Here is a 23,479-nt window from a genome sequence, read left to right on the forward strand (position 1 = left end):
GGGTGGTGGGAGCCCCAAGGGTCCTGAAGACCGGCGGACACCGGCTTGCGCCGGGCCGGCCCCATGGTCGGATGCGAGCGGTCCTCTGCTCCATCAGCGGGGGCACGCGGAGGTCACCCCACCACCGCTGCCCCCAAGCTGCACACGGGTCCGTCGATTGTCAAAGAGCGCCGTCCTGCTGCGTGCGGTGGGACCGTCGCGCGACACTCACAGCTCGTCGGGCCTCGGGGGCCGTCACATCTTCATGGGCGATTCGGGTCCGAGCGAGCGCGTCAGGACCAGGCTTGAGGGGGCGCTCGGGGCGCAAGGCTCAAGGGCGGTCGGAAGCCGCTCGCTCCACGCTCGGCTCAACGGCAACGACGCGAGGGCATGGCGCCGCTACGCGGCCACTTGGTGGCGATTCCCACGCCAACGGCCCTCGTCGAACGGCTCCCCGGTCTGCATGATCCGGAGCAGCAGCGGCACCAGCTTCCGGGCCAGAGCGCACACGGCCTTGGTCCCCGGGATGCCCCGGGCCCGCATCGCCTCGTACTCGGGCCGGTACAGGCCCCGGGGCTGGCACCAGCGGCCGGCCAGCAGGAAGAGCTGCCGCCGGAGCATCGGCCGGCCCCGCTTGGACTGGCGCCGGCGGCCCTCGGTCTGGCCGCTCTGGCGGCCGGTGAGATTCATCCCGGCGAGCTTGAGGACCTGGCGCGGGTGCTGGAAGTCGGCCGGGGTGCCCAGCTCGGCCACGATCGTGGCGGCACAGGCGGCGCTGATCTCGGGGACCGAGAGCAGCACCCGGGCTTCGGGGCACTGGTCCACGAGCGCGACGATCCGGGCCTCGACCACGGCCAGTTGCTCCCGGACCAGCGCCCAGCGAGCGAGGAGCTTGGTGATCTCCAGCCGCCGCTCCGGCGTGGCCTGGGTCAGCGCGATGGTCTCCTTCGCCGAAGCGATCAGCGTCGCCACCCGCTCCTGGAGACGTGACCCCGGGACGCGGCGTGGATGTGCCGCCAGACGGCCTGGGGTGTGGCGGCGGCGAACTCCTGCGGCAATGGCCAGCGCGCCAGGATCGCGAGCGGGGTCCGCTTGTGGAGCCCGCTGAACTGCCCGAGGAACTCGGGCCACGCCAGATCGAGGACACCCTGCAGCCGGTTCCTGAACCGGGTGGCTTCGACGGTGAGCCGGTGCCGCTGGACGGACAGGAGCCGGAGCTCGACGTAGGGCGTCGTCAGGAACGGGAAGCGGACGAAGATGCCCATCCCGACCAGCTTGGCGATCTGGGCGGCATCCTTGGCGTCGGTCTTCAAGGGGCTGTTGTCCTCCAGCTCCTTGGACCGATTGGTGTGGGCCGGGAGCACATTGACCACGGGGTAGCCCCGGTCAGCCAGGAACCGGGCGAAGGTGAAGCCGTGGTGGCCGGCGAACTCCAAGCCGACCAGCATCTGGGCGGGGGTGAGCCCCGGGAAGAGGTCCTGCAGGTGCGCGTGGGTGGCCGCGAAGCCGGCCCGGCAGACAATTACCTTGAAGGGCTTGGAGCGGCGTCCGTCAGGGCCCTGGGCCACCAGGACGTGGAACTGCTTGGCAGTGTCGACCCCGACATGCACGGGGAACTGGCGGGCGTAGGCCTGCTTCTCATCGGGGTCATGGGGTGGCTCCGGGGTGAGGGGGGCGGAGGAGCCACCGAAGACAGCGCGGGCCTCAGGGAGGCGTCAAGCGGGAATAGATGTCTAGCCTATACCGATCCGTTTGGTCTCACTCCTTGTAAGGATGCCAACGGTAATACCGTTCCATGTCCCGAGCCGGCTGGCGGACCTCCGATCCCGGTACCGGACGGGAAGGATGGCAAGCCGAACTCCTGGGAAGTGAAAGCGGGTTCGGGGAAGCGGACGAAGTGGGGACCGAAGACACCGGTCCCGAGCGAGAAAGGCGAACAGCCCAGTGCAAGCTGGGACCCTGAGGGACACTGGGACGTCAAGGGCATGGGCGGGCGGAATAACACCCGGCGCTTCAACCCGGACGGCACCGAAATCGGCGATCACGATGGTACACCGATCTACGGCCCGCAGCAGTGGCCCACGAAGAATCAGGTAGACGCAGTCGGTGCAGCCGCGACTGCCTACTTGATTGTCCGGACTCTCCTGAGAATCGCCGTCCCCGCGACTAACGCAATACCTGCACCCTGATAGGAACCGAAATGGAACTCCTTTCCGACGAACAGGCGATCCGCTGGTGTGCCGAGCGTGGGCTTCAGCCTGTCAACGAGCTTCCCAGCACACGCATCGGGTTTCCCGGAGGCGAGTCCTATCGGCTTCGCCTTGCAGTAGCCGGTTCGGCGACCGAAGTCGTCGGGTTGGGCTACGCGCTGGCCATGACGGCGGTTCCGGGGGACGATGAAACCGCGTTCCAAGGCGGCCTTCTCTGGCTTCAGGATTGGGATATTTGGAGCGAGACCACAGAGCGCGTTGGCCATCTACTTCTGAACTCATTGCGACAATCGGCGCAGGGTGCGGGCCCGGTACGAACATCACCGGCACACGTATTCCACCGATCCGAGTTTATCGAAGCCCACGCGGCGCTAGCTGTCGCGCTCCTGTTCCAATGGGACGCATTCTACGTTCCCGTCATCGGGGCGTTTTACGCCTTCCTATCTCACCACGGCCAGATTGAGGTGGTGGCTCGTGACAAGGTGACCTACAGTGACCTGCTCGCGCGCTTCGAGAGGGGCGGGTTCAGCCCGGCGGCTGTCGTTCATTCGTGAGCAGCGCCAGGGGGACCCGCCGCCACCCAGTCTCCCGCTCTGCGATGCTCCCAGCGCGATCGCGTGTCACGTCGGACGCGGCGCGCCAGGCGCCCGTCGCGTGGGTTATCGGATCAGCGCCGGTAGGCGCCCCGGACGAGTGGGAGGTGGACCAGCCCGCGATCAGGTGTTTTGTCGGAGGCCGCACTGAGGCCCGCCTCGGCTCACAACGCGGATCCCCGGTGGGCCCGGGCACACGATGGAGCAGGGTACCACGATTGTCAAAGAGCGACTGCCGGCTGACGGGCACCGCGTAGCCCGATCCTAGCACCACTCGGAGGCGTGGCCCGCTCCCGCGGGCGTCCCTCGACACCCCATTGTTGGAGACTCGAGCGGACCCTCGACCAGGGGAGAGCCTGTACGATGGGAAGCGAGCCCGGAGGCTCCTTCAAGAGAGTCATGGCTCCTCCGCCCCAGCCGGCCAGCCGTCTTTCAGGGCCGATTCAGGCCGTAGCCGTCGCCCGCGCCGACCGGTCCCGCCACACCGGCGGCTCGACGGTGAACATCCGACGATCCCGGGCCACGCTGTACAGCAGGCGGAGCCCCGCTTGACCTTCCCCACCGCGAACAGCGCCGATAGGAATGGGAGGACCACCGCCACGGGTGGTGCTGCTCGGGGTGCACCGGGCCACATTGTACCGTCGCCTCAAGCGCCGGGGCATCCAGCCCCGGTGAACCCCGCGGGTGGTGCAGGACTGAACTAGTCGCACCGTGTCGCACCATTTGTCGCACGGCGGCGCGTTGTCGCAGCGACAAACTGGCGGCGCGCGAGCCAAGTGGCGCCATGCAAACATCTTGGGACCAGGCGCCAATGGCACGCCCCATGACATAGCAAGGAGGCATCCCCACTCCGGAGCCTCCCGGTGCGCCTCCGCCTCAGCTGGCTGTCCGTCCTCCTGCTCCTCCTCGCGTTCCTGACGCCCGGCCTCGTACCGTCGTTCCGCCGTGCCCTCGTTCCGGCGCCTGCCGTCCCAGGTACCGTCATCGTCACGCCGGATGGCGGCACGCTCATCGCAACGGCCCACGCCGCCTGGTTCCGGGCCGACTTCACCGTGCTCAATACCCGGACCCTGACCAGCACCTACACGCTGGCCTGCAGCTACACCGGCCAGGTCACCGGGTGCTTCCTCGACAGCACTTCCGAGACCCTCGCGCCCGACGAGGCCATCACCGTCCACGTCTACTACCAGACCGGGAACCTCGCGCTCTCCGGCAACACGATCACGCTGACCGCGAGCGGACCGGCCACCGACGCCGGCTACTACGGGGTCCGCGTCCAGTCCAGCATGATCGCCATGGTCACGCCGGGAGGCACCCAGAACGATGCCGTCGTCACCGTGCGGCGCCACCAGCCGGCGCTGCTCGCCCGGTTCCTGCTCAGCCCGGGGTACGCCACCGACAGCGCCACGATCGGCATGACCTGGCAGCGCCTGCCCGCCGGTCCGGTGGTCACGGTCACGAATGATGCGCGCCGGAACCGGGGCCTCATCGAGTGGGAGGTCGAGGACAGCCTCGCGCTGCAGAATCCCGGGGATTCCGCTCGCGCCACCGTGACGCACTGCACCACCGGCGGCGTCTGCACCGAGGAACGCCGGATCGTGAAGCTGGCGAACGACAGCAAGCCCATCCTCGGGTTCTCCGGCGTTCCCACGGGCAGCCTCGCTGCCGGCTTCGGGGCGCCGTTCGGCCCAGGCATCGCCGTGAGCGGCGTCGAGATCGAGACGGGCTTCGGCACCGTGCCCTACTTCTCGATGGGCCAGGCCCGCTCCGCCGGCCTGGTGTACTCCACCCGCCAGGCCTGGCCCCGGGTCACCATCCCGGTCGACGTGGAACTCCCCTGGCTCGGCGCCAACCCGAGTGCCCTGACCCTGATCGCCTGGGATGGGGCCTACATCAATGACTCGGTGCGCTATACCGCGCCCGCCTGCGTCACCGGCGCGGTCCGGAAGTGCCGCGGCGTCATCACCGCGGATTTCCGGACCTCGAGTTTCGCCACCCCGATGCGCAAGTGGCTCAAGATCGAAGCCCGGGTGGTGCCCGCGGGCGGCGGTGCGGTGGTGTCGGCCACCGACTCGGTGGAGGTGGCCCTCGTGGACCGCCGCACCACCCGCTACGGGGCCGGCTGGTGGCCCGCCGGCGCGCTCCGCCTCGTGGCGGCCGGCGAGGACCGCCTGCTGGTCGGCGCCGACGGGGCGGTGACCGTCTTCCGCGGCAACGGCGACAGCCTCTACCTGCCGCCCCCCGGCAACTTCAGCGTGCTCAAGAAGGTGGGCACCACCTGGGAACTCGCCCCGCGCGGCAGCCTGGCCAAGCTGGTGTTCGATGCCCAGGGGCGGCTGGTCAAGCGGGCCGACCAGAACGGCAACCGCGACACCCTGCTGTACGGCGGCACCACCGACTCCCTGCTGGAGCTGCGCGATCCGCTCGACAAGCGCATCCTGCTGGGCTACGCCAGCGGCAAGCTGAGCACCTTCACCACGCTGCACGGCACCGGGGTGCCGCGGACCCACGCCATCATCATCGACGCGGCCACCAACCAGCTCACCCGCGACTCCATCGGTGGCGCCCCCTACCGCACCATCTACCGCTACGCCGTCCGGGACGCCGCCACCAAGACCCAGCTCCTCGGCATCCGCGAGGGGATGCTCGGCGACTCCACCCAGGTCGTCTACGATTCCAGCGCCGCCGGCTTCCTCTGGCGGCCGGGCGCCGTGCGGCTCCCCCGGGTGCCGGACGAGACCGGGGCGCTGGTCCGGCCGCAGATCACCTATACGGCGGTCCTCAGGCGCGGGGCCGGCACCGTGGTGCCGCTCGACAGCACGGGGCCCTGGGTCGAGATGCGGGATCCGCGGGGCAACTGGACGCGCTCCTGGCTCACGCGCTGGGGCCAGGCCCGGTACGTCTGGGACACCCTCGGCGCGCTCAGCCGGGCCCGCTACACCACCGACGGGCGGGTGGTGTGGAGCGAGGCGCGGCGGGGGGGCGACACGACCCGGGTGTACTCGGCCTACGACAGCCAGCAGCGGCTGGTGAAGTCCTGGACCAACACCGTCACCGGGCTCGGCCAGGGGGTGCGGCTCGACAGCCTGGTCTACGATGCCAGCCACCGGGTCATCGTGCACGTGGACAGTCGCGGCAAGGCCGACAGTGTCTTCTACGACGCCAAGGGCAACGTCATCAAGACGAAGGACCCGAGCGGGGCCGTCACCCAGTTCTGGTACAGCAGCACGACGGGCCAGCTCGATTCGATGCTGCCGCCGAGTACCACCGCGCGCCAGCGCTACACCTACGATGCGACGTGGAAGAACCCGACCACCGTGAGCGCCGGGGCCACGACGGCCGGCAGCGTGCAGCAGAGCCAGTCCACCTACGACAGCTACGGCCGGGTGGCGAGCACCCTGTCCCGGGTGCAGGTCCGGGTGACCGGGTCCACCGTGAAGTGGCAGTGGCGGAAGACGGTGCCCACGTATGTCGCCGCCACCAACGAGGTCACCACCCAGACCAGCTATCGCAGCGACACCTGCGATCCCTGCGTGGGCGGCCCGGCGAGCTGGCCGTCCGACAGCTTCCATGTCATGACCGTGAGCGTGTTCCGGGATGCGGCGGGGCGCGATACCGCCCGGGTCGGCGAACGCGGCTACCAGACCGTGTACACCTATGACCGCCTGGGGCGGCTGCTGGCGCGCCGGCCGCCGAGCGCCGGGGGGCCCGCGCCCCGGGACTCGATGGTCTACGATGTCGCGGGCAACATCGTGAAGACCTACACCCGGCGGGGCGACCTGCTCACCGCCACCTACGACAGCCGCAACCGCCTCCTCACCCAGGTGGTGCCCGGCATCGGGACCATCAACCGAACCTACGCCGGTCCCCTGGACCAGCTCACCCGCGTCTGGGTGACCGGGGCAGTGGACTCGATCGGCGGCGTCAATGGGGAGGTCCGGTACGGCTTTGATGCGCGCGGGCACCTGCTCGCCGACACCGCCTATCGCAACGCCACCGCCCTGGTCACCACCTACACCCGCGACCAGTACGACCGCGACAGCGTGGTCACCGACCCCGTGGGGGCCTGGCGGCCCCGCTACGAGACCGCGCGGGGCATCCCCGAGCGCCTGGTCACCCCCCTCGGGGACTCGGTCAGCCTCACCCTCGACGGCCAGCAGCGGCCCGCCCAGCGCACCGTGCTGAGCAGCGGGCCGGCCTTCACCCAGTCGGTGCAGTACCTCGCGAGCAGCGGGGCGGCGAAGATCACCCAGACAGCCGGGGCCAGCGGGTACGAGGTGGGCACCTACGATCCCGAGGGCGCCCCGGACGAACCCACCCTCGGCGCCCCGCTCGGGCCCATCTGGGTGGAGCAGCACGGCCCCTCCCCGCTGCTCCCCGACACCCTGGTGGACAGCCTGAGCTATGACGGGTGGGGCCGGCTGCTGGGGTGGCAGCATTTCCGGAAGGCGGACACCCTCCTCACCCTGCTGGCCAGCGACTCGGTGTGGTTCGACCGCACCGGCAACGTCCATGTGAACGGGGAGACGCGCACCCACGAGCTGCAGACCGACCGGCTGCTCACCCGGGTGGCGGGGGCGTGGACCTGGAGCTATACCTATGATGCCGGCGGCAACCTCACCCAGGCCAGCGGCACCACGCTGTCGCAGACCATCACCTGGACGTACCAGTACGACGCCGCCAACCAGCTCCGGAGCGTGCGCTACCGCGGGCATGGCTGGGGGGCGGACAGCCTGGTGGCCCGGTACGGCTATGATGTGCTGGGCCGGCGGATCGCGCGCCGGGTGTACTGGTCGCCGCTGCCGGGGGCGGAGGCGCGGGAGACGCGCTACCTCTACCAGGGCGGGCAGGTGGTGGCGGAGACCGACGCGGCGGGGGCGTTCAAGTGGAAGTACACCTGGGGCCCCGGGACCGACAATCTGGTGGGGCTGCAGGACTCGACCGGCACCCAGTTCTACGTGGTGCAGGACCAGCTGGGCAGCGTCCGGGGCCTGGTGCGGCGGGACGGCACCTGGATCATGAGCCAGCGGTTCACGCCGGCGGGGCAGCTCCTGGCGCGGGATTCGGTCGGCGGGCACCAGTGGCCGAAGGGCTTGCACGTCGGGTGGACCGGGCGGGAGACGGACCCCGAGACGGGGCTCAGCTTCCACCGGGCGCGGTACTACAGCCCGGAGCTGCGGCGGTGGACGCAGGAGGACCCGATCGGGTACGGCGGCGGGGGCAACCTGTACGCCTACGTGGGCGGGGCGGTGCTGGAGGGGCGGGATCCGAGCGGGTTGATCGAGGACCTGCGGGGCGGGGGGCGGGCTCGGGCTGGCGGAGTCGTTCCGTCCCTTCACCCTCGACCCGACCGCGTCGTCCATGCTGGATCAGATCCCGTTGCCCAGCGGAGGCTCTTCGACAACGATAGACCTGATTGCAGTTCTGGCGAACGGTGACAGGGTGCCTTGCAGCGAACTGCCAGAGGCCTGCCGGGAGTTTCTTGAGCAGTCGGGCGACCCTCTCGTAGGTAACCCGCAGCTACTTGCAGACGTGCGCGCGAAGATGAACTTGGCGCCTTACGACTCAAAGTACCTGTCGTACCGTGTCGAATCCGGTGGATGGTGCACGGCAACCTCATGTACGGTGACATTCGGCGGCGTCGGGGGGATAAAGCTGGGCAGTCAGCCAGCAGGCGCGATTCTCGGGTGGCACTCGCACCCCAATGTCGGGTGGCCTGCCGTTGGCGCCGATTACTCAAGGTGTCCGCCAGCCTCTCTCCCCGATGCCTGTCGCTACGGTGTCGAGCCGAGTACTCCTGACATCCAATCGGCAGGCAAGAACGGATACACAGTGCCAATGTACGTCGTCTCCAGACGAGTGGTGTGGAGGTACCAATGGGTAGCTGGACAGGGGTGGGTTCATGGGAGAGTGCAGTGAGAGAGTTGTGGCTTGGCAACCGGTTCCGAACGCAAAGTGTGCTGCCGTGTGCTTGCGCTGTCGTGGCCATGACGCTCCTTCTGTCGAGCGGCGCGTGCGTGAGCAGCCAGGTACTCGTGGGCGGGATGCCATCAGGCGCTCCGTATGGCTTCTTGGTTGTTGGAACAGCAATGCCGGCCACCTTCGGGTTCAGGCTCGGCGATACGCTACTGGAGAAGGAACCGCGTACCGTCCCGGGGGCAGTCATCAGGGCCACTGGGCACCTGGTCGGGGGGTTTCCGCGAGGCGCGTGGGATCCCGGTTGCACGAGGTGGTTCGCCACCGAGAATCGCTTCCTCGTGCTTTTGGTGGCTGACTGTCTGGCCAAGGACCCCAGTGAGTTCGGGCTTGCTGCTGCCGTCCTGGCAGAGAACGGTGTGCTTCTGGGGGAGGCCACCAACCTGGCATCCGGGCCTGCCTGGTCGATGCTCGAGCCCGCCCTTAGACCGCCTAGATGAGGGGGCGTGCTAGGCGGGGCCCCCTGAACGTGGGGCCACCCCGGCCCGTAACCGAGGACCGTTGCTAGGCCTTGGATACGTCCGGGGTTGGGAGATCACGCACGGGGCGGCCATCAGCCGCCCCGTGCCCCTTTCGCTGACTCGGCACGGCGGCTAAACCGCCTTAGCCAACCAGCTCCGGAGCGTGCGGTACCGCGGGCACGGCTGGGGGGCGGACAGCCTGGTGGCCCGGTACGGGTACGACGTGCTGGGCCGGCGGATCGCGCGGCGGGTGTACTGGTCGCCGCTGCCGGGGGCGGAGGCGCGGGAGACGCGCTACATCTACCAGGGCGGGCAGGTGGTGGCGGAGACCGACGCGGCGGGGGCGTTCAAGTGGAAGTACACCTGGGGCCCCGGGACCGACAATCTGGTGGGGCTGCAGGACTCGACCGGCACCCAGTTCTACGTGGTGCAGGACCAGCTCGGCAGCGTGCGGGGCCTGGTGTGGCGGGACGGCACGTGGGTGATGAGCCAGCGGTTCACGCCCTATGGGCAGCTCCTGGTGCGGGATTCCGCGGTCGTGGCGATGCCGAAGGGGCTGCATGTCGGGTGGACGGGGCGGGAGACGGACCCCGAGACGGGGCTGACCTTCCACCGGGCGCGGTACTACAGCCCGGAGCTGCGGCGGTGGACGCAGGAGGACCCGATCGGGTACGGCGGCGGGGGCAACCTGTACGCCTACGTGGGCGGGGCGGTGCTGGAGGGGCGGGATCCGAGCGGGTTGATCCGGGACTGCTCGGGCGGGGCTTGCGGCAACCCGCATGATTGGTCGGGGGTTTGGGGTCTGTCGGGCGATGGGAGCGACGCTTCCGGCTTTGGTGGCGGGGTCGGGAGCTACATAGAGGATGACGGCTATCTCGAAGACCTGATGGACGCGATGTACGGAGCAGCGAGGGGAAAGGAAGGCTGCTATGGCCAGGTATGCGCGGTCAACCAGGAAGAATACGAACGCTACAAGAACAGCAATCTCGAGTCGCGCACTATTGACGAGCAGCGCTTTCCTGCGCTTGCAGAACTTCTCAAGCCCACCCGGCAGTTGAGTAGCACGGAGTTCGCAATGTTAATGGGCGCTGCAGGCATCGCCGACGCGGCGGCCCGGCAGTCCCTGCTCGACCACCTTTTGGTCGGCGGCAGGGTCGGCTCGGCGAGCGACTGGAGGGCGGTGAGTCGCGATCCCGGGTACGCGCCGCGCTCCGCGGATCAATATTACGGGTGGTACTTCCTGAGTCCCTCAGTGTTTACGGTGAGTAACCGAGACTCGGGGGCGCTCGCCAACTGTGCACTCCATGAGTACGCCCACGCCGTTCACCAGTTGGGCCATGGCCCAGGTGGTGCTCAGGACTTCGCGAACCGATACACGACAGGAAGGCGGATATGCGGCTAGGTGTTATCCGGGGCCTGTGCGTCTTGGCGGTAAGGGGAACTCTACTGGTGGTGTGGCCCAGCGGCGCTGCCTCCTCACAGGTGCCGCCGCCTCTCCCGCTGGCATGCCGAGATCCGGCCCTCTACCGTGCGGGCAGCGACATGGCGGAGGCAGGGAGCTCAGCGGTGTTGCCCTCGAGAACTGCCGCCCTGGGAATGGTGGAGGAACTCAGTCGGCTTCATGGCCTTGCGGTGCGCGAGCGGCTCGCACCGAGCGAGGTGCGCGCAGAGCTTGGACGCATTCTATCTAAGGCGCGGCGGCTGGATTCGACAGGTGCCAAAGGAGGGTTGGCCTATCTCGTGGTGAATGGCGATGCGATGTTGGCGCCGGACTTCTACTTGGAGGACCTTTCATGGTTGTACTTTGTGTCCTTCGGCGACGCTGCTCCGGTCATTCACATTCTCGAGTCCTGGCACCGCCCGGAGGCGCGCTTGCGTGCGCTCCGAGCGATCCGAGCGCTTGATGGGGAAGCACAGCGGCGCACGGTAGTGGGGTGGGCCTGCGAAGCGGCATGGTTGCTGGTCGCGTATCACACCGCAGGTGCGTTGTCTGCGATCGACCCGCTCTACGAGCCGGCGATCGATGCTCGCCTCCTCCTGCCGCACGCTATGCGCCTCCTGGGACCGGAGGTGCGGTCGGAGTTTCTCCAGGTCGCTGATCGGCTCTACCCGCCGCCGCACAATGGGCGCGAGGCACTGATGGGGTATTGTGCACCCGACTGGGAGTGGACGCCCTGATACGGCCCTCCGCGTGAAGCGCGTGCGCGCGGCGCCCAAGCTCTCGGGCCCCGGACCGGTCGAGAGCACGGTGTCCAGACTATCGGGTGGCTGATCGCACTGACCCTTTCCCCGTTGCAGGGCCACTCAGGCTCGGAGCATTGGGACTGAAGGGCCGGCCTCTCCGAAGTCTGGCCTCCAGGAGACGCCGACAGGCCGCCAGTTCGGTCGGAGGTCGGAACCATCGCCGTGAAGCACATTGACCGACCCCCGGGTGCCCCCTGCGCCGCGCGCTAAAGCCGACGACTGGCACGCGGCAGAGGGGGCAGCCGGGGGAGGCCCCGACCCCTCAAGTTACCACCAACCGCCGAACCGCCGAACCGCCCAACTTCTGGGCAGCGTGCGGGGCCTGGTGCGGCGGGACGGCACCTGGATCATGAGCCAGCGGTTCACGCCGTACGGGCAGCTGCTGGCGCGGGATTCAGTCGGCGGGCACCAGTGGCCGAAGGGCTTGCACGTCGGGTGGATGGGGCGGGAGACGGACCCCGAGACGGGGCTCACCTTCCACCGGGCGCGGTACTACAGCCCGGAGCTGCGGCGGTGGACGCAGGAGGATCCGATCGGGTACGGCGGCGGGGTCAACCTGTACGCCTACGTGGGCGGGGCGGTGCTCGAGGGGCGGGATCCGAGTGGGTTGATCCGGGACTGCTCTGGCGGAGCCTGCGGCAATCCGCATGATTGGTCGGGGGTGCCCGGCTTCGACTCCTACGGCGGGAATCTCGGCGGGAGCGGGGGCACGTGGGGGGAGCGGGCGTCCCGCGCCCTGCAGCTCTGGGGCGCAACCCAGACCATTCTGCGCGACATGTGGAATGACTACCGCTCACGATACGAGAAGCTCAAGGCCAGCTATGGCCAGAGTGCCAATAGAGGCATCGCCAGGATCTTCGCAGGCTCCGATGCCTTGAGCTACAGGGACTTTGCACGCACGCTTGCTGCGGCAAGAAGCGTCCTTGGGAGTCAGCCCTCGGATGCGCTGAACTGGGTCACCGAGCATCTCATGAGCGGTGGGGTATTCTCCAACCCAGGCTACGTAGCCGCGAACGGCTCCGGCAGCGGGACGCTCGCGATTACGATCCAGACGTATGAGGACAACGGAACGTCATTCACTGCGGTCCATACGGGGCGTCTAAGGCTCCAGTCCGTGTCATACGCGGAGCTTGCCAATGTGCTACTCCACGAGACACTGCACGCTCATGGCTTTGGTGAATGCGCCGCCTATACCTGGGCGGACATGGCCACCGGCTACAACCAATCCTACAGGGGGCAAGCATGCCAATAGACGTGCGCCGCTACGCCTCGGCGGTGCTGTTATGTCACCTGGCTCTGGCTCTGGCTGTGGCACCAGCCGCGCACTCTCAAGCGTTGCCCGCAGTGTGCCTTGCAGTTCCCCATGGGCTACCAGCCGTGTTGCCGGGGGATCGCATCTCGGGCGATGATGTGCAACGCGCCGTGGTGGACTCGGCTGTGGTGGCACTCCAGGCCGGGACGGGGCACGGTATGCCACCCATGCTGAGAAGCGCCTGGCGGGCCGACTCCCTTGGAATAGCCGCAGGGCTGGCGGAGGCCGTGGCCGACCCGTCGAGATACGGGACCAAGGGTGCGGATGCGGCAGCGCAGCTCTACCGTGCACTGGGTGGCTGGCCACAGCCGATACTGCTTGTGGCAGAGCTGAACTTGGAGGCTTCACGACGTGCCGGCGTGCTGAGCGCGGTCCGATCGCTGGAGACCGTGCGCGACTCGGCGGCAGTGCTTGGATTTGCCTGCGATGCGACGTGGCAACTGTTGGCGTTCGTGGCGGAGCCCGCCTATGCCACCAAATGGGCGGTGGCGAGACATGACTACTGGCCAGATCTCGCGATCGCTGTCATCCGTGAGTCCGTCCGACTGCTTGGAGAGGAACGCATGACGCAGTTTGGGCCAGTGCTGAGTGCACTTGAGCGCTCACCATTGGCGCTAGAAAGCCCCATGGGTCCGTGACGGCATGGGTTGGCACAAGTCTCTCCGACCTCCAGCGAAGGCGTCCGTCGGTGGGCTTCTTGGAGTGCTAGTTTCCGGGGTGTTCTGTTCCGGCCACTGCAGGGCAGTGAGTCGCGGGGCGGCCTTCGGTCGCCCCGTGCCACTTCTACTAGAGCGGCTGGGCCGCTGACCCGCCTTGGCCACCCAGCTCCGCAGCGTGCGCTACCGCGGGCACGGCTGGGGGGCGGACAGCCTGGTGGCCCGGTACGGGTACGACGTGCTGGGCCGGCGGATCGCGCGGCGGGTGTACTGGTCGCCGCTGCCGGGGGCGGAGGCGCGGGAGACGCGCTACATCTACCAGGGCGGGCAGGTGGTGGCGGAGACCGACGCGGCGGGGGCGTTCAAGTGGAAGTACACCTGGGGCCCCGGGACCGACAATCTGGTGGGGCTGCAGGACTCGACCGGCACCCAGTTCTACGTGGTGCAGGACCAGCTGGGCAGCGTGCGGGGCCTGGTGCGGCGGGACGGCACCTGGATCATGATCCAGCGGTTCACGCCGGCGGGGCAGCTCCTGGCGCGGGATTCAGTCGGCGGGCACCAGTGGCCGAAGGGCTTGCACGTCGGGTGGACGGGGCGGGAGACGGACCCCGAGACGGGGCTCAGCTTCCACCGGGCGCGGTACTACAGCCCGGAGCTGCGGCGGTGGACGCAGGAGGACCCGATCGGGTACGGCGGCGGGGGCAACCTGTACGCCTACGTGGGCGGGGCGGTGCTGGAGGGGCGGGATCCGAGTGGGTTGTTCGCGGAGGTGGGGGATCTCGGGCTCGGGTTCGCGGTGCAAGAGGCATTCGGCGGCGGGGGCGATCTGTCGATGTGCCTGGTGTTCTGTACCGACGCAAGGGATCGGGAGGAGCAGAAGTGGGAGGAGTGGTTTGAGGAAGCTGCGAATCGTAAGGTCGTCATTGTCAGGTATGCCGATGGCCACACTCAACAGATCACGAACTTCAAGTTTGTTGATGCACAATCGCTGGCTGACGTGACGCAGTGCATCAAGACAAGCACAACTTGTGCGGCAGAAGCGTTGTTCTTGGCCAGAAGAGACCATATTGACATTGTGTTCAATACGGATCTCCCGGGGAATGCTGGTTCTCAGTGGGGCGACAATCCCGGAGGAACCACCACGCTGGCGTTTGTTCCTAAGGTGCGCCGGTATGCCATTCGTGTCATCCTCGACCCTACGCTCCTTGCTGCCGCGTCAGTGTCGCGAGGCTACAACGTGACGATGAACCATGTTGTCCGGCATGAGCTCGCCCACGCGATCGGGACTAACGAGATCGCGGTCAATGGCAGTTGTGACGAAGCATGTGCGCGAAGCGCAGAGATGAGTCCATGATCAGAGGAGGCATGCCATGGTCGTAGGCCTGCTGATCGCCCGCGTGGCCGAACGCGTTGCGCTCGGGCGCGGTCGATTCTGGTGGTGGCACATGTGCACCTTGGCGGCAAGTCTATCGCTGGCGCCGGAAGCGGCTGCCCCCCAAGTGTCTGTGCTTCCTTCTGAGCGCGTGGCGCGGCTTGTGCTCGCCGACCTTGCGGTCCGCGATGTACCAGCTCTGCTCGAACTGACACCGCTGTCTCAGCAAGCGGTAGAAGTGACGACGCTGACTAGGAGCATAGGGCCGCTGCCAGGATACAGGGCGCGGTACGGGCCCTCCGGGCACGGGCGGTTCTTCCTGGTCGCGGTCGCAGGAGAAGTCCTACTCAGGCTCGGCGGATTTGTGTCGCCTGAGCTCGAGGAGTTTGATCGCCGCGCTGCGATGGCGTCGCCTGACTGGAAGGCCCAAGCACCGATCGAGAAGGCCATGGTATTCTCCATGGCCAGCGATGCGTGGGGGCTAAGCGACGCGTGTTTGCAGGGGCCATCGGTCGGTGAAGCATGTATGACCCCAGAGATTGTCGCTCGCTGGCAGGCAATGCGCCCGCTGGACTGGCCGCCCGACACGCTCGTTAGGATCGAGAATGGGATGGCTGTCGTGGGCATCACGGTGATCGCGAAGAGTGCGGAGGGTTGGACCGGAGGCTGGATTGCCCGGTACTCGCAGTACATCTTCGAGCGCAGTGGAGCGCTCGCCGCCTTCGTTGTGGGCGCCCGTGAGCTTCCGCTCAAGTATCCGTGATGCCACTGCGGCGTTATGGCCCAAATCGTCCGTCAATTGCCTTCGCTAGCATACGCGTAGAATGCGGCGCGGGGGAGCGGGCGTCGATCTGCCCCAGGCGTGGCTTCCTGAAGACTGGACCGCCAGGACACGGAGCTCGGCAGGCTGTCCGGGGCAAGGAGACGGTACCCGCCGTGGAAGGCATCCGCCGACCCCCGGGTGCCCCGCCGCCGCGAGCCAAAGCCGACGACTGGCGCGCGGCAGAGGGGGCACCCGGGGGGAGGCCCCCGGTCTTCAATGACTACCAATCGCCTGATCGCCTAGTCGCCCAATCGCCCTCTCCCGCGGGCCCGGGTCGCCGCTGCACTGCCCCCGAAGGGCCCTCGGTCGCGCCGAACTGCGTAACCGCCTAACCGGCTAACCGGCTAACCGCCCGACTTCTGGGCAGCGTCCGGGGCCTGGTCAAGCGGGACGGGACGTGGGTGATGAGCTAGAGGTTCACGCCGGCGGGGCAGCTCCTGGCGCGGGATTCGGTCGGCGGGCACCAGTGGCCGAAAGGCTTGCACGTCGGGTGGACGGGGCGGGAGACGGACCCCGAGACGGGGCTCAGCTTCCACCGGGCGCGGTACTACAGCCCGGAGCTGCGGCGGTGGACACAGGAGGACCCGATCGGGTACGGCGGCGGCCAGAACCTGTACGCCTATGTGGGCGGGGCGGTGCTGGAGGGGCGGGATCCGAGTGGGTTGATCGAGGACCTGCGGGGCGGGGGCGGGCTCGGGCTGGCGGAGTCGTTCCGTCCCTTCACCCTCGACCCGACCGCGTCGTCCATGCTGGATCAGATCCCGCTGCCGGATGGCGGGGCGGCGGCACGGAAGGCGGAGAGGGAGAATAGGGCCGCCCAGGCGAGCGCCACGCAGGAGTCAGGAGGCGAGCCGCCACTCCAGGATGGAGACATCAATCCTGCAATGAGGGCTGGCGAAGCTCTCCGAGGCGGTGTTGTGCGCGGGATAATCGCCGCATTCAAGGAGGACATCGACGCCGCCTCAGAGGAGTTCGGAGTCGATGGTGACCTCATGCGGAGCATCATCTATGAGGAGCAGACGCATCTAAAACCGGGAGAGGCCTTCGCGGAGGAGTATCTTGGGAAGGGAAAGACGGTGGGCTTGGGGCAAATCACGGTGGGTCTCTATGGCTACTCGCGGGAGCAACTCCTTGATTCCCGAACCAACATTCGTGTGATGGCACAGCACCTGGCCGTGCTCGGGGCCCGAGGGCTAATTCGCAACGATGCGCCAATCTCGTCTTTGGCCACCAGGTACAACTGCGGGTCGTGTTCATCCATCAGTGCCTACGGCAGGCGTGTGGCGCACTACTACTCAACCGTCTTCTAAGCGAGCAGGATAGGAGGGGTAAATGAAGGGGCGCATTCCACTTGCGGTTATGTCGCTCTGCATCGCGACAGCGTTTGCAGGCTTGGCCGCACTGGCATTCTTGGGGCTCCCCGAGGCGTTGCACAACGCAGGGTCTGAGCCCGAGGACGTCGCGTTACTTCTTGCAGGCGGTGTTGTGGCTCTCGGTGCGGGAGTGAGTTGCATGCTTCTCGGGATCGCGCTGTGGGGTTATAGGGGTGATGCCCGAAGGATACGCCGGGCCAGCGCCACGACCATGGCGTGTGCCATCGTCCTGATGATCACCGCCGGGCTGAGTGCCCTGGCCGGCGGCGGAGCGGCGGTGGACGCTCTTGTCCTCGCCGCCCTGGCCATGGTGTTGGGCGCCTGCGCATGGTATGCCAGGCGGCTGGGGCAAGACGTTCCGGCGACCCCCGTCGGGTCGTGATGCGTCGCCGACTTCCCTCCGTGGGGGGGGGATACGGCGGTTGCGATGTCGGCCGATGCAACGGATGGCGTCCAATGTGCCTGAGTATGGTCAGGTGGAAATCATCGTCCCATGAAGGCGGCGGAACGCGAGGTCCGGCACTCACACACACCGCGGACGCGCGCGTCATGCGGCTGGCAGGACCGCTCCTCTGCATGCTGAGCGTGGTCGGCCCGCGGCCCACAGCCGCCCAGGCCCCCGCGCGCGGCTACCTCGTCATCGGGCGTCCTGCCGGTGTATCGATTCCCTATGCTCCGGGTGATACATTGTGGCAGGTTGCCCTGGAGCGAGTGCCCGCGCAGGTCCGGGCGGCCCACGACGGCCTACGCTTGCCTGGAGTCGATGATGCCTGCATCACGGCCTTCACGAACACGCGCCACTTCCTGTTCCTGCTGCACCGCGGGTGCGGGGCTGGTTAGGCGTCGGAGGCCAAGCGGGAACCCGCGCGCCGGTATCTTCGGCGTGCTTCTCTTCTGCGCCTGTGGGGGCATGGCCAACACGGCGTCCACAGGCGAGGATCTGTTGCAACGCGAGTGCCCCGAGTCCCCCGCCTCAGGCGTACTGGCGCCAACCGACTCCATGGTCAAGTCATTGGCCGGGGAGTATGCACTGCGGCTTGTCCAGGAGAGCCCGCCACGAAGTCAGACGATTGACGGTGCCATGACGATCACGCCGGTACGAGCAGTCTGCCGTGAGTCAGGGTGCCTATTGGAGATTAGTGGGAACATCACTGCTGACGTCTCAGGCTTTGAGTACCTTGCGCTTGGGCATGGTCAGTCTGGACCAGCCGCCAATGGCCCCCTCCTTGGCTACTTCTGGCCGGGGGAAAAGGAGATCGCCCTTGTCTGGGGCGGTGGGGCGCTTGATGCGGGAGTCGTGTTCGAGGTGAGGTCGTTTGACGGTGGCGCCGGGGTGCGGGGTCACTGGACGGATGGCAGCGCCAACCCTGACCGGGCGTCCGGCCGCTTCTGCGCTAGGCGACGCGAATAGTGCCCGGCGTTGTAACGGGTCAGTGGTACCATAGGTTGTCTCGGGGCGTCTAGGATATGCCTGACGATATCCTGTGGGCGAAGCTCGCGCTGCTCTACCTGCTGGCTGGACTTGGCATGGGCGGCAAAGATCTCAAGTTTGTGGTGCTCGATGTGGACGGGGAGGAGCACGAGCTGCAATGGCAAGAGGCCGTTGAGCGAGTTGCGGCCCTTCCGAAGCCATTGCAGTGCCTGGGCTCGGTGGCCCAGGGGACAATGCGCATTGCCTGCAAGCCCGTGCTGAGTGTGGGGAAACGCCCTCACCAGACCGACCTCGTCCGTATCCTCGACGGCAGGACACTGGTAGTTCATTGGCGCGGTGGCTCAGAGGTGGTCTCAGCCGAATCGTTCGAATACTGGCGACATGCCTACTCCCTTTCCCCCGGGAGCGTATCGATCACACTCCGCGCATCGTGGACGGGTGAAGGCGTTGGTGCTGACGCCTACATTGGAGCCGATTGGTAGCGCTGTTCTCCGGTGGCGCCGCCGGGCGGCGCCGGGCAGTATTCTGCGGGGCGGCTAGGCGCCGCCCCGTGCTGTTCGCGCCGCCTAGGTGGGCTGGTCTCGTCCCACGCCCTCACGCAGTTCCCGTGGGTGCGCTACCGCGGCCATGGCTGGGGGGCGGACAGCCTGGTGGCCCGGTACGGCTATGATGTGCTGGGCCGGCGGATTGCGCGGCGGGTGTACTGGTCGCCGCTGCCGGGGGCGGAGGCGCGGGAGACGCGCTACCTCTACCAGGGCGGGCAGGTGGTGGCGGAGACCGACGCGGCGGGGGCGTTCAAGTGGAAGTACACCTGGGGCCCCGGGACCGACAACCTGGTGGGACTGCAGGACTCGACCGGCACCCAGTTCTACGTGGTGCAGGACCAGCTGGGCAGCGTCCGGGGCCTGGTCAAGCGCGACGGCACGTGGGTGATGAGCCAGCGCTTCACGCCGGCGGGGCAGCTCCTGGCGCGGGATTCGGTCGGCGGGCACCAGTGGCCGAAGGGCTTGCACGTCGGGTGGACGGGGCGGGAGACGGACCCCGAGACGGGGCTCAGCTTCCACCGGGCGCGGTACTACAGCCCGGAACTGCGGCGGTGGACGCAGGAGGACCCGATCGGGTACGGCGGCGGGGGCAACCTGTACGCCTACGTGGGCGGGGCGGTGCTCGAGGGGCGGGATCCGAGTGGGTTGTTTGCGGAGGTGGGGGATCTCGGGCTCGGGTTCGCGGAGCAGGAGACCTTCAGCGGCGGGGGCGAGTTGTCGATGTGCCTGGTGTTCTGCACCGACGCCCGGGATCGGGAGGACCAGCGGTGGGAAGAGTGGTGGGAAGAGAGGAGCCAAGGGACGAAGCGCGGCGTTGATCCTGGGCTGCTCGGATGCAAGCTAAATACAGTGTGCAAGCAGGAGTATGATGCGTTCTATGAAGAGGGAGGGCGTCTCAGGACTGAACGGGTGGTCGGGTGGAAGGCGATGAACGGTCACTGCCCGATCGATCACCGCCCGTGCTCGACATTCTCTGGGGACGGTAGTGGCCGGAACACCTTGGAGCTTCGAATGTGGGACGACCCGATTGCGTGGGATGCCGTGGCGAGTTTGTATCGCCGTGGGCGGGTCGACTGGGGCATTCTCGTGGCGCATGAGATTGCTGAAGCGCGCGGTTCGTTCGCAGGATGGTCTGCTGCGGACAGCCACCGCTACGCGGTACTCATAGAGTCTCAGGCCCGGAATGCGAACCCATTCTATGCCGGGACTGGGAGGCGGAAATGATGTTGTCGAATAGTCCCCTGCTTCGCACCCGCGCCATCGTCTACCGATGGCTACTGGCTCTTGTCCTGACCTCCTGCGCAGAGGGCGCCAGAGGCCAGGTCCCAGCCACTGTCGCAGCCGAGTTGACCGCGGTGTTCCAGGCACGCGCCCTCGCACTCGGAGCATCATCGGACACGAGTACGCTCTTTCGGCAGGTGCTTGACGTCAGGTTCGAAGGCACTGACCTCGGCACGCCGGCGATCCCAGTGTTTCGAGCGCAGAACCGTGGCGTGCTGCACGGAGCCATGATCTTGGTGGCTATCAGCGCTGGGCGTGCGATCCAGTTGGGTGGTGCGCCCAGTCCTGGCGCTGTCGAGGTGGCGCGAGCCATGAATCTTAGGATAGGTAGATCCACCGAGGTGGATCGTGAGGTTGCTTGGCGCTTGGCTCGTCTACTCGACCCATTCGGGGCTCAGAGTGTCGTGATGGAAGGTGACATTGACCGGATCTCCCCCTTTAGTGCTCCGCGACTTGGCAGAGAGCCTATGCCCGTCGGCCCAGGGGTCTGCATTCGGGTGATGTCGCTTGACCATATTGGCGATGCTCAAGCCCACCTGCGGTACTGTTTCCAAGGTTCGCTAGATGGTACTGTGATCGCCTGGGAGCGCGCCGAGAGTGGCGAGTAGGCTTGTAGTGCTCCCCGATTGGCCGAGACACCTCACGTGAGGTATCATCGGACCACCTTCGGAGGAGTGGCATGCCCACCATGGCCCGCGATCGCAATGGCCGCCGGCAGTACACGGCCGAGTTCAAGCGCGAGCAGATCGAGCGCATCACCCGCGGCGAGATCACCGCGGCCGAGCTGAGCCGCGAGCTGGGGATCGCCCGCTCGCGGCTGCAGCGCTGGAAGCACCTGATGGCGACGGCCGGCGAGACCGCCGTCCAGGCCAACGAGCCCGTGCCATGAATGCCGCCTCGAGCACCTACGCGGTGCGCCCCGCGCAACCAACCATCAGGCTCGGTGCTTTGATGGCGTGCATGTTGCTGGCCTGTTCGCGCGCTGCAAGCCGCGGTGGGGCCCAAGTCGACTCCTCCACGCCAGCGCCTGAGGAATTGGCTGTTGCGGAAACCGCCCGCCAGATTCGCTCCTCTCTGCTCAAGCTGGATCTGGCCGGGGTGGCCGTCTCACGATGAGCCCTGTTGCGGGCCGCTACTCGCCTGGGGACTCGCGCCGCGAGCGGGTCCCTAGGAGCCACGCCGAGGGGCTTGTGCAGCAGCTGGTCGAGCGGGGGATCGTGCGCGGCACCTGCATGGAAAGGTATCTCTGGAGTTGTGCGGACACTGGAGCCCGCTACTTTCTCTGGATCGCAAGTCCCAGTTGGCTCGCTCCAGACACCCTTGGAGTGCAGGCGAAAGTCACCGAAATGCCTTGGCCTTGGCGGACTGCCGATGCTCCCGGTGGGCTCTTGCGCCGTGAGTATCTGCTGCGGTTCGTCTACGCTGAGGCCGAGGTGCACCTGACGCTGCTTGAGGAAAGGCCGATTACAGAATAGAGTTGCGCTGACGCAGTCCCACCGGCATCCACGAAGAGAACGGAGGGGGGCGGGGCAGCAGCGCTGTGGCGGACCTCCCCAAAGTAGGACTATCAGGGCCGGCGGCTCGGGGCAAGGAGACGGTACCCGCCGTGAACGGGATCCGCCGACCTGCGGGTGCCCCCGGCGCCGCGTGCCAAAGCCGACGACTGGCGCGCGGCAGAGGGGGCACCCGGGGGGAGGCCCCGACCCCTCAAAGAGCACCAATCGCCCTCTCCCTCGCCCCCAGGTCGCGGCTCCGCCGCTCCCGAAAGGGGCTCGGTCGCGCCCAATCGCCCAATCGCCTGATCGCCCAATCGCCTGATCGCCCAATCGCCTGATCGCCCAATCGCCCACGCGCATTTCCCCGCTCCCCTTCGCAACCGATTGCGCCCTGGCCGCCGCCGAGCGTATGGTACACTGGGCACCGTCCCGAACCTGGCGAGGTGCCCATGCCCGTGACCGCGCGGCTGTCGAAACGCTTCTACGACACCTTCGGCGACGAGATCGCCAACGATCTCGTGGAATGGTTCAACCAGGTGGATGCTACCTACCGGCAGGAACTGCGGGAGCAGAACGACTTCAACTGGGGCCGCGTCGAGGCGCGCATCGGCCAGGGCGAAGCGCGGATGGAGGCGCGGATAAGCCAGGCGGAGTCCCGGATGGAGTCCCGCCTGGTCGAGATGGAGACCCGGCTCCGGTCCGAGTTTCACCAGGAACTCACCGGCCTGCGGGCCGACATGGACGTCGGCCTCGAACGCCTGCGGTCCGACCTGCTCAAGTGGATGTTCCTCTTCTGGTGCGGCACCGCCCTGACGGTGCTCGGCCTCCGGTAGGCGGCTCGGCGGCTCGGTGACTCGGCGCTGCGGCGCCTCCCTCCCGGGTGCCCCCGGCGCCGCGTGCCAAAGCCGACGACTGGCACGCGCCAGAGGGGGCAGCCGGGGGAGGCCCGAATCCCTCGAAGACCACCCATCGCGAATCGCCGAGTCGCCTAACCGCCGAACCGCCCCCGGATCGACTACTCTCCCAATTCCGCCAGATCGGCCAGGTCCTTGGGGCGCCCGGCGGCACGCTTGTTCTGGATCAGGCAATCCCGGCCGAGGACGGGGACCGCGAGCCCCCCGACCGTTGCGGTCAGACGGCTGGACCAGCCCTGCTCGAAGCTGACTCCTGAGATGCTCGTCAGGATATCGATGCGCGCGGGGGGAACCCCGATCTGGTAGACCACGTCGGGGGCGACCAGGTCCCCGACCGTGAGATGGTCCAGTGGAGCACCGAAGCGTTGCAGGGCGGCATAGACGCGCCGGGCATTGTCAGGGGTTGGGCGCACCCAGAGGTCCAGGTCACCCGTGGCGCGGGGACGTCCGTGCGCCGCCAGGGCGTGGGCCCCGACCACCAGGTAGTCAGCGCCCGCCGCGTGTTACTCGGCCAACATCTCGACGAAGTCGGGGTTCATCGGCGAGCTCGGTGGAGAAGGCCCACGCCTGCAGGGTGAGCGGCCAGACCATGGCCATGCGGGCCGACGGGGTGAGGGCGTCGAGGGCGGAGTAATCCTCGGGATCCTGCAGGCGCCGTCGGCGGACCGGGTAGTGGCGGCGATCGACCATGGGGAGGAATCTAATCGCCCGGGAGCCAGGCCGCGCCGCCATCTCCCCGAAAGTCCCGCGCGGCAAACGTCACGCCGTACCGCCGTCCCGGCCGAAATTCCCGGCCGTCGTTCCCCCGTCCC

17 protein-coding genes and 1 pseudogene are annotated in these 23,479 nt (G+C 67.6%); 14 read left to right on the top strand and 4 right to left on the bottom strand.

Annotated elements, in window-relative coordinates; genetic code table 11:
* Positions 1-378: 378 nt before the first annotated feature.
* Complete coding sequence (locus IPJ95_07745) at positions 379-951, bottom strand: IS110 family transposase (GenBank protein MBK7923510.1); 573 nt, start codon at positions 949-951, stop codon at positions 379-381.
* Complete coding sequence (locus tag IPJ95_07750) at positions 939-1,589, bottom strand: transposase (protein ID MBK7923511.1); 651 nt, start codon at positions 1,587-1,589, stop codon at positions 939-941. The genes IPJ95_07745 and IPJ95_07750 overlap by 13 nt, the downstream gene beginning before the upstream one ends.
* Before the next feature lie 590 nt (positions 1,590-2,179).
* Here IPJ95_07750 and IPJ95_07755 point away from each other — a divergent pair.
* From IPJ95_07755 to IPJ95_07820, 14 genes are all read left to right on the top strand, one after another.
* Entirely contained in the window at positions 2,180-2,743 is a 564-nt protein-coding gene (locus IPJ95_07755) for a hypothetical protein (protein MBK7923512.1), read from the top strand.
* 902 nt (positions 2,744-3,645) lie between these two features.
* Positions 3,646-8,220, top strand: a complete 4,575-nt coding sequence (locus tag IPJ95_07760; protein ID MBK7923513.1) for an RHS repeat-associated core domain-containing protein — start codon at positions 3,646-3,648, stop codon at positions 8,218-8,220.
* Positions 8,221-9,382: 1,162 nt separating this feature from the next.
* Entirely contained in the window at positions 9,383-10,621 is a 1,239-nt protein-coding gene (locus IPJ95_07765) for an RHS repeat-associated core domain-containing protein (GenBank protein MBK7923514.1), read from the top strand.
* Between the two features lie 194 nt (positions 10,622-10,815).
* The gene (locus IPJ95_07770; protein MBK7923515.1) at positions 10,816-11,397 is read left to right on the top strand and encodes a hypothetical protein; all 582 of its coding nucleotides are present in this window, start codon (positions 10,816-10,818) and stop codon (positions 11,395-11,397) included.
* A 415-nt stretch (positions 11,398-11,812) separates the two neighbouring features.
* Positions 11,813-12,715 (top strand): RHS repeat-associated core domain-containing protein, encoded by a 903-nt coding sequence (locus IPJ95_07775; protein ID MBK7923516.1) that lies wholly within the window; start codon positions 11,813-11,815, stop codon positions 12,713-12,715.
* Between the two features lie 227 nt (positions 12,716-12,942).
* On the top strand, positions 12,943-13,413 hold the full coding sequence (locus IPJ95_07780; protein MBK7923517.1) for a hypothetical protein: 471 nt from the start codon (positions 12,943-12,945) through the stop codon (positions 13,411-13,413).
* Positions 13,414-13,588: 175 nt separating this feature from the next.
* Entirely contained in the window at positions 13,589-14,785 is a 1,197-nt protein-coding gene (locus IPJ95_07785) for an RHS repeat-associated core domain-containing protein (protein ID MBK7923518.1), read from the top strand.
* 16 nt (positions 14,786-14,801) lie between these two features.
* Complete coding sequence (locus tag IPJ95_07790) at positions 14,802-15,566, top strand: hypothetical protein (protein MBK7923519.1); 765 nt, start codon at positions 14,802-14,804, stop codon at positions 15,564-15,566.
* Positions 15,567-16,105: 539 nt separating this feature from the next.
* Positions 16,106-16,936 carry a hypothetical protein gene (locus tag IPJ95_07795; GenBank protein MBK7923520.1) on the top strand — a complete coding sequence of 277 codons (831 nt, stop codon included), beginning with the start codon at positions 16,106-16,108 and terminating at the stop codon, positions 16,934-16,936.
* 22 nt (positions 16,937-16,958) lie between these two features.
* On the top strand, positions 16,959-17,381 hold the full coding sequence (locus IPJ95_07800) for a hypothetical protein (GenBank protein MBK7923521.1): 423 nt from the start codon (positions 16,959-16,961) through the stop codon (positions 17,379-17,381).
* Between the two features lie 1,085 nt (positions 17,382-18,466).
* On the top strand, positions 18,467-18,913 hold the full coding sequence (locus tag IPJ95_07805; GenBank protein MBK7923522.1) for a hypothetical protein: 447 nt from the start codon (positions 18,467-18,469) through the stop codon (positions 18,911-18,913).
* A 129-nt stretch (positions 18,914-19,042) separates the two neighbouring features.
* Entirely contained in the window at positions 19,043-20,200 is a 1,158-nt protein-coding gene (locus tag IPJ95_07810; GenBank protein ID MBK7923523.1) for an RHS repeat-associated core domain-containing protein, read from the top strand.
* A gap of 736 nt (positions 20,201-20,936) precedes the next feature.
* A complete protein-coding gene (locus IPJ95_07815; protein ID MBK7923524.1) occupies positions 20,937-21,146 on the top strand; it encodes a transposase in 210 nt (69 codons plus the stop codon).
* A 1,056-nt stretch (positions 21,147-22,202) separates the two neighbouring features.
* Entirely contained in the window at positions 22,203-22,586 is a 384-nt protein-coding gene (locus IPJ95_07820; GenBank protein MBK7923525.1) for a hypothetical protein, read from the top strand.
* A 182-nt stretch (positions 22,587-22,768) separates the two neighbouring features.
* Here the strand turns inward: IPJ95_07820 and IPJ95_07825 are convergent.
* A pseudogene (locus IPJ95_07825) lies at positions 22,769-23,206 on the bottom strand (hypothetical protein).
* Positions 23,154-23,357, bottom strand: a complete 204-nt coding sequence (locus tag IPJ95_07830) for a hypothetical protein (GenBank protein MBK7923526.1) — start codon at positions 23,355-23,357, stop codon at positions 23,154-23,156. The pseudogene IPJ95_07825 and the gene IPJ95_07830 overlap by 53 nt, the downstream one beginning before the upstream one ends.
* Positions 23,358-23,479: the final 122 nt, after the last annotated feature.

Source organism: Gemmatimonadota bacterium, assembly GCA_016713785.1.
GTDB lineage: Bacteria > Gemmatimonadota > Gemmatimonadetes > Gemmatimonadales > GWC2-71-9 > JADJOM01.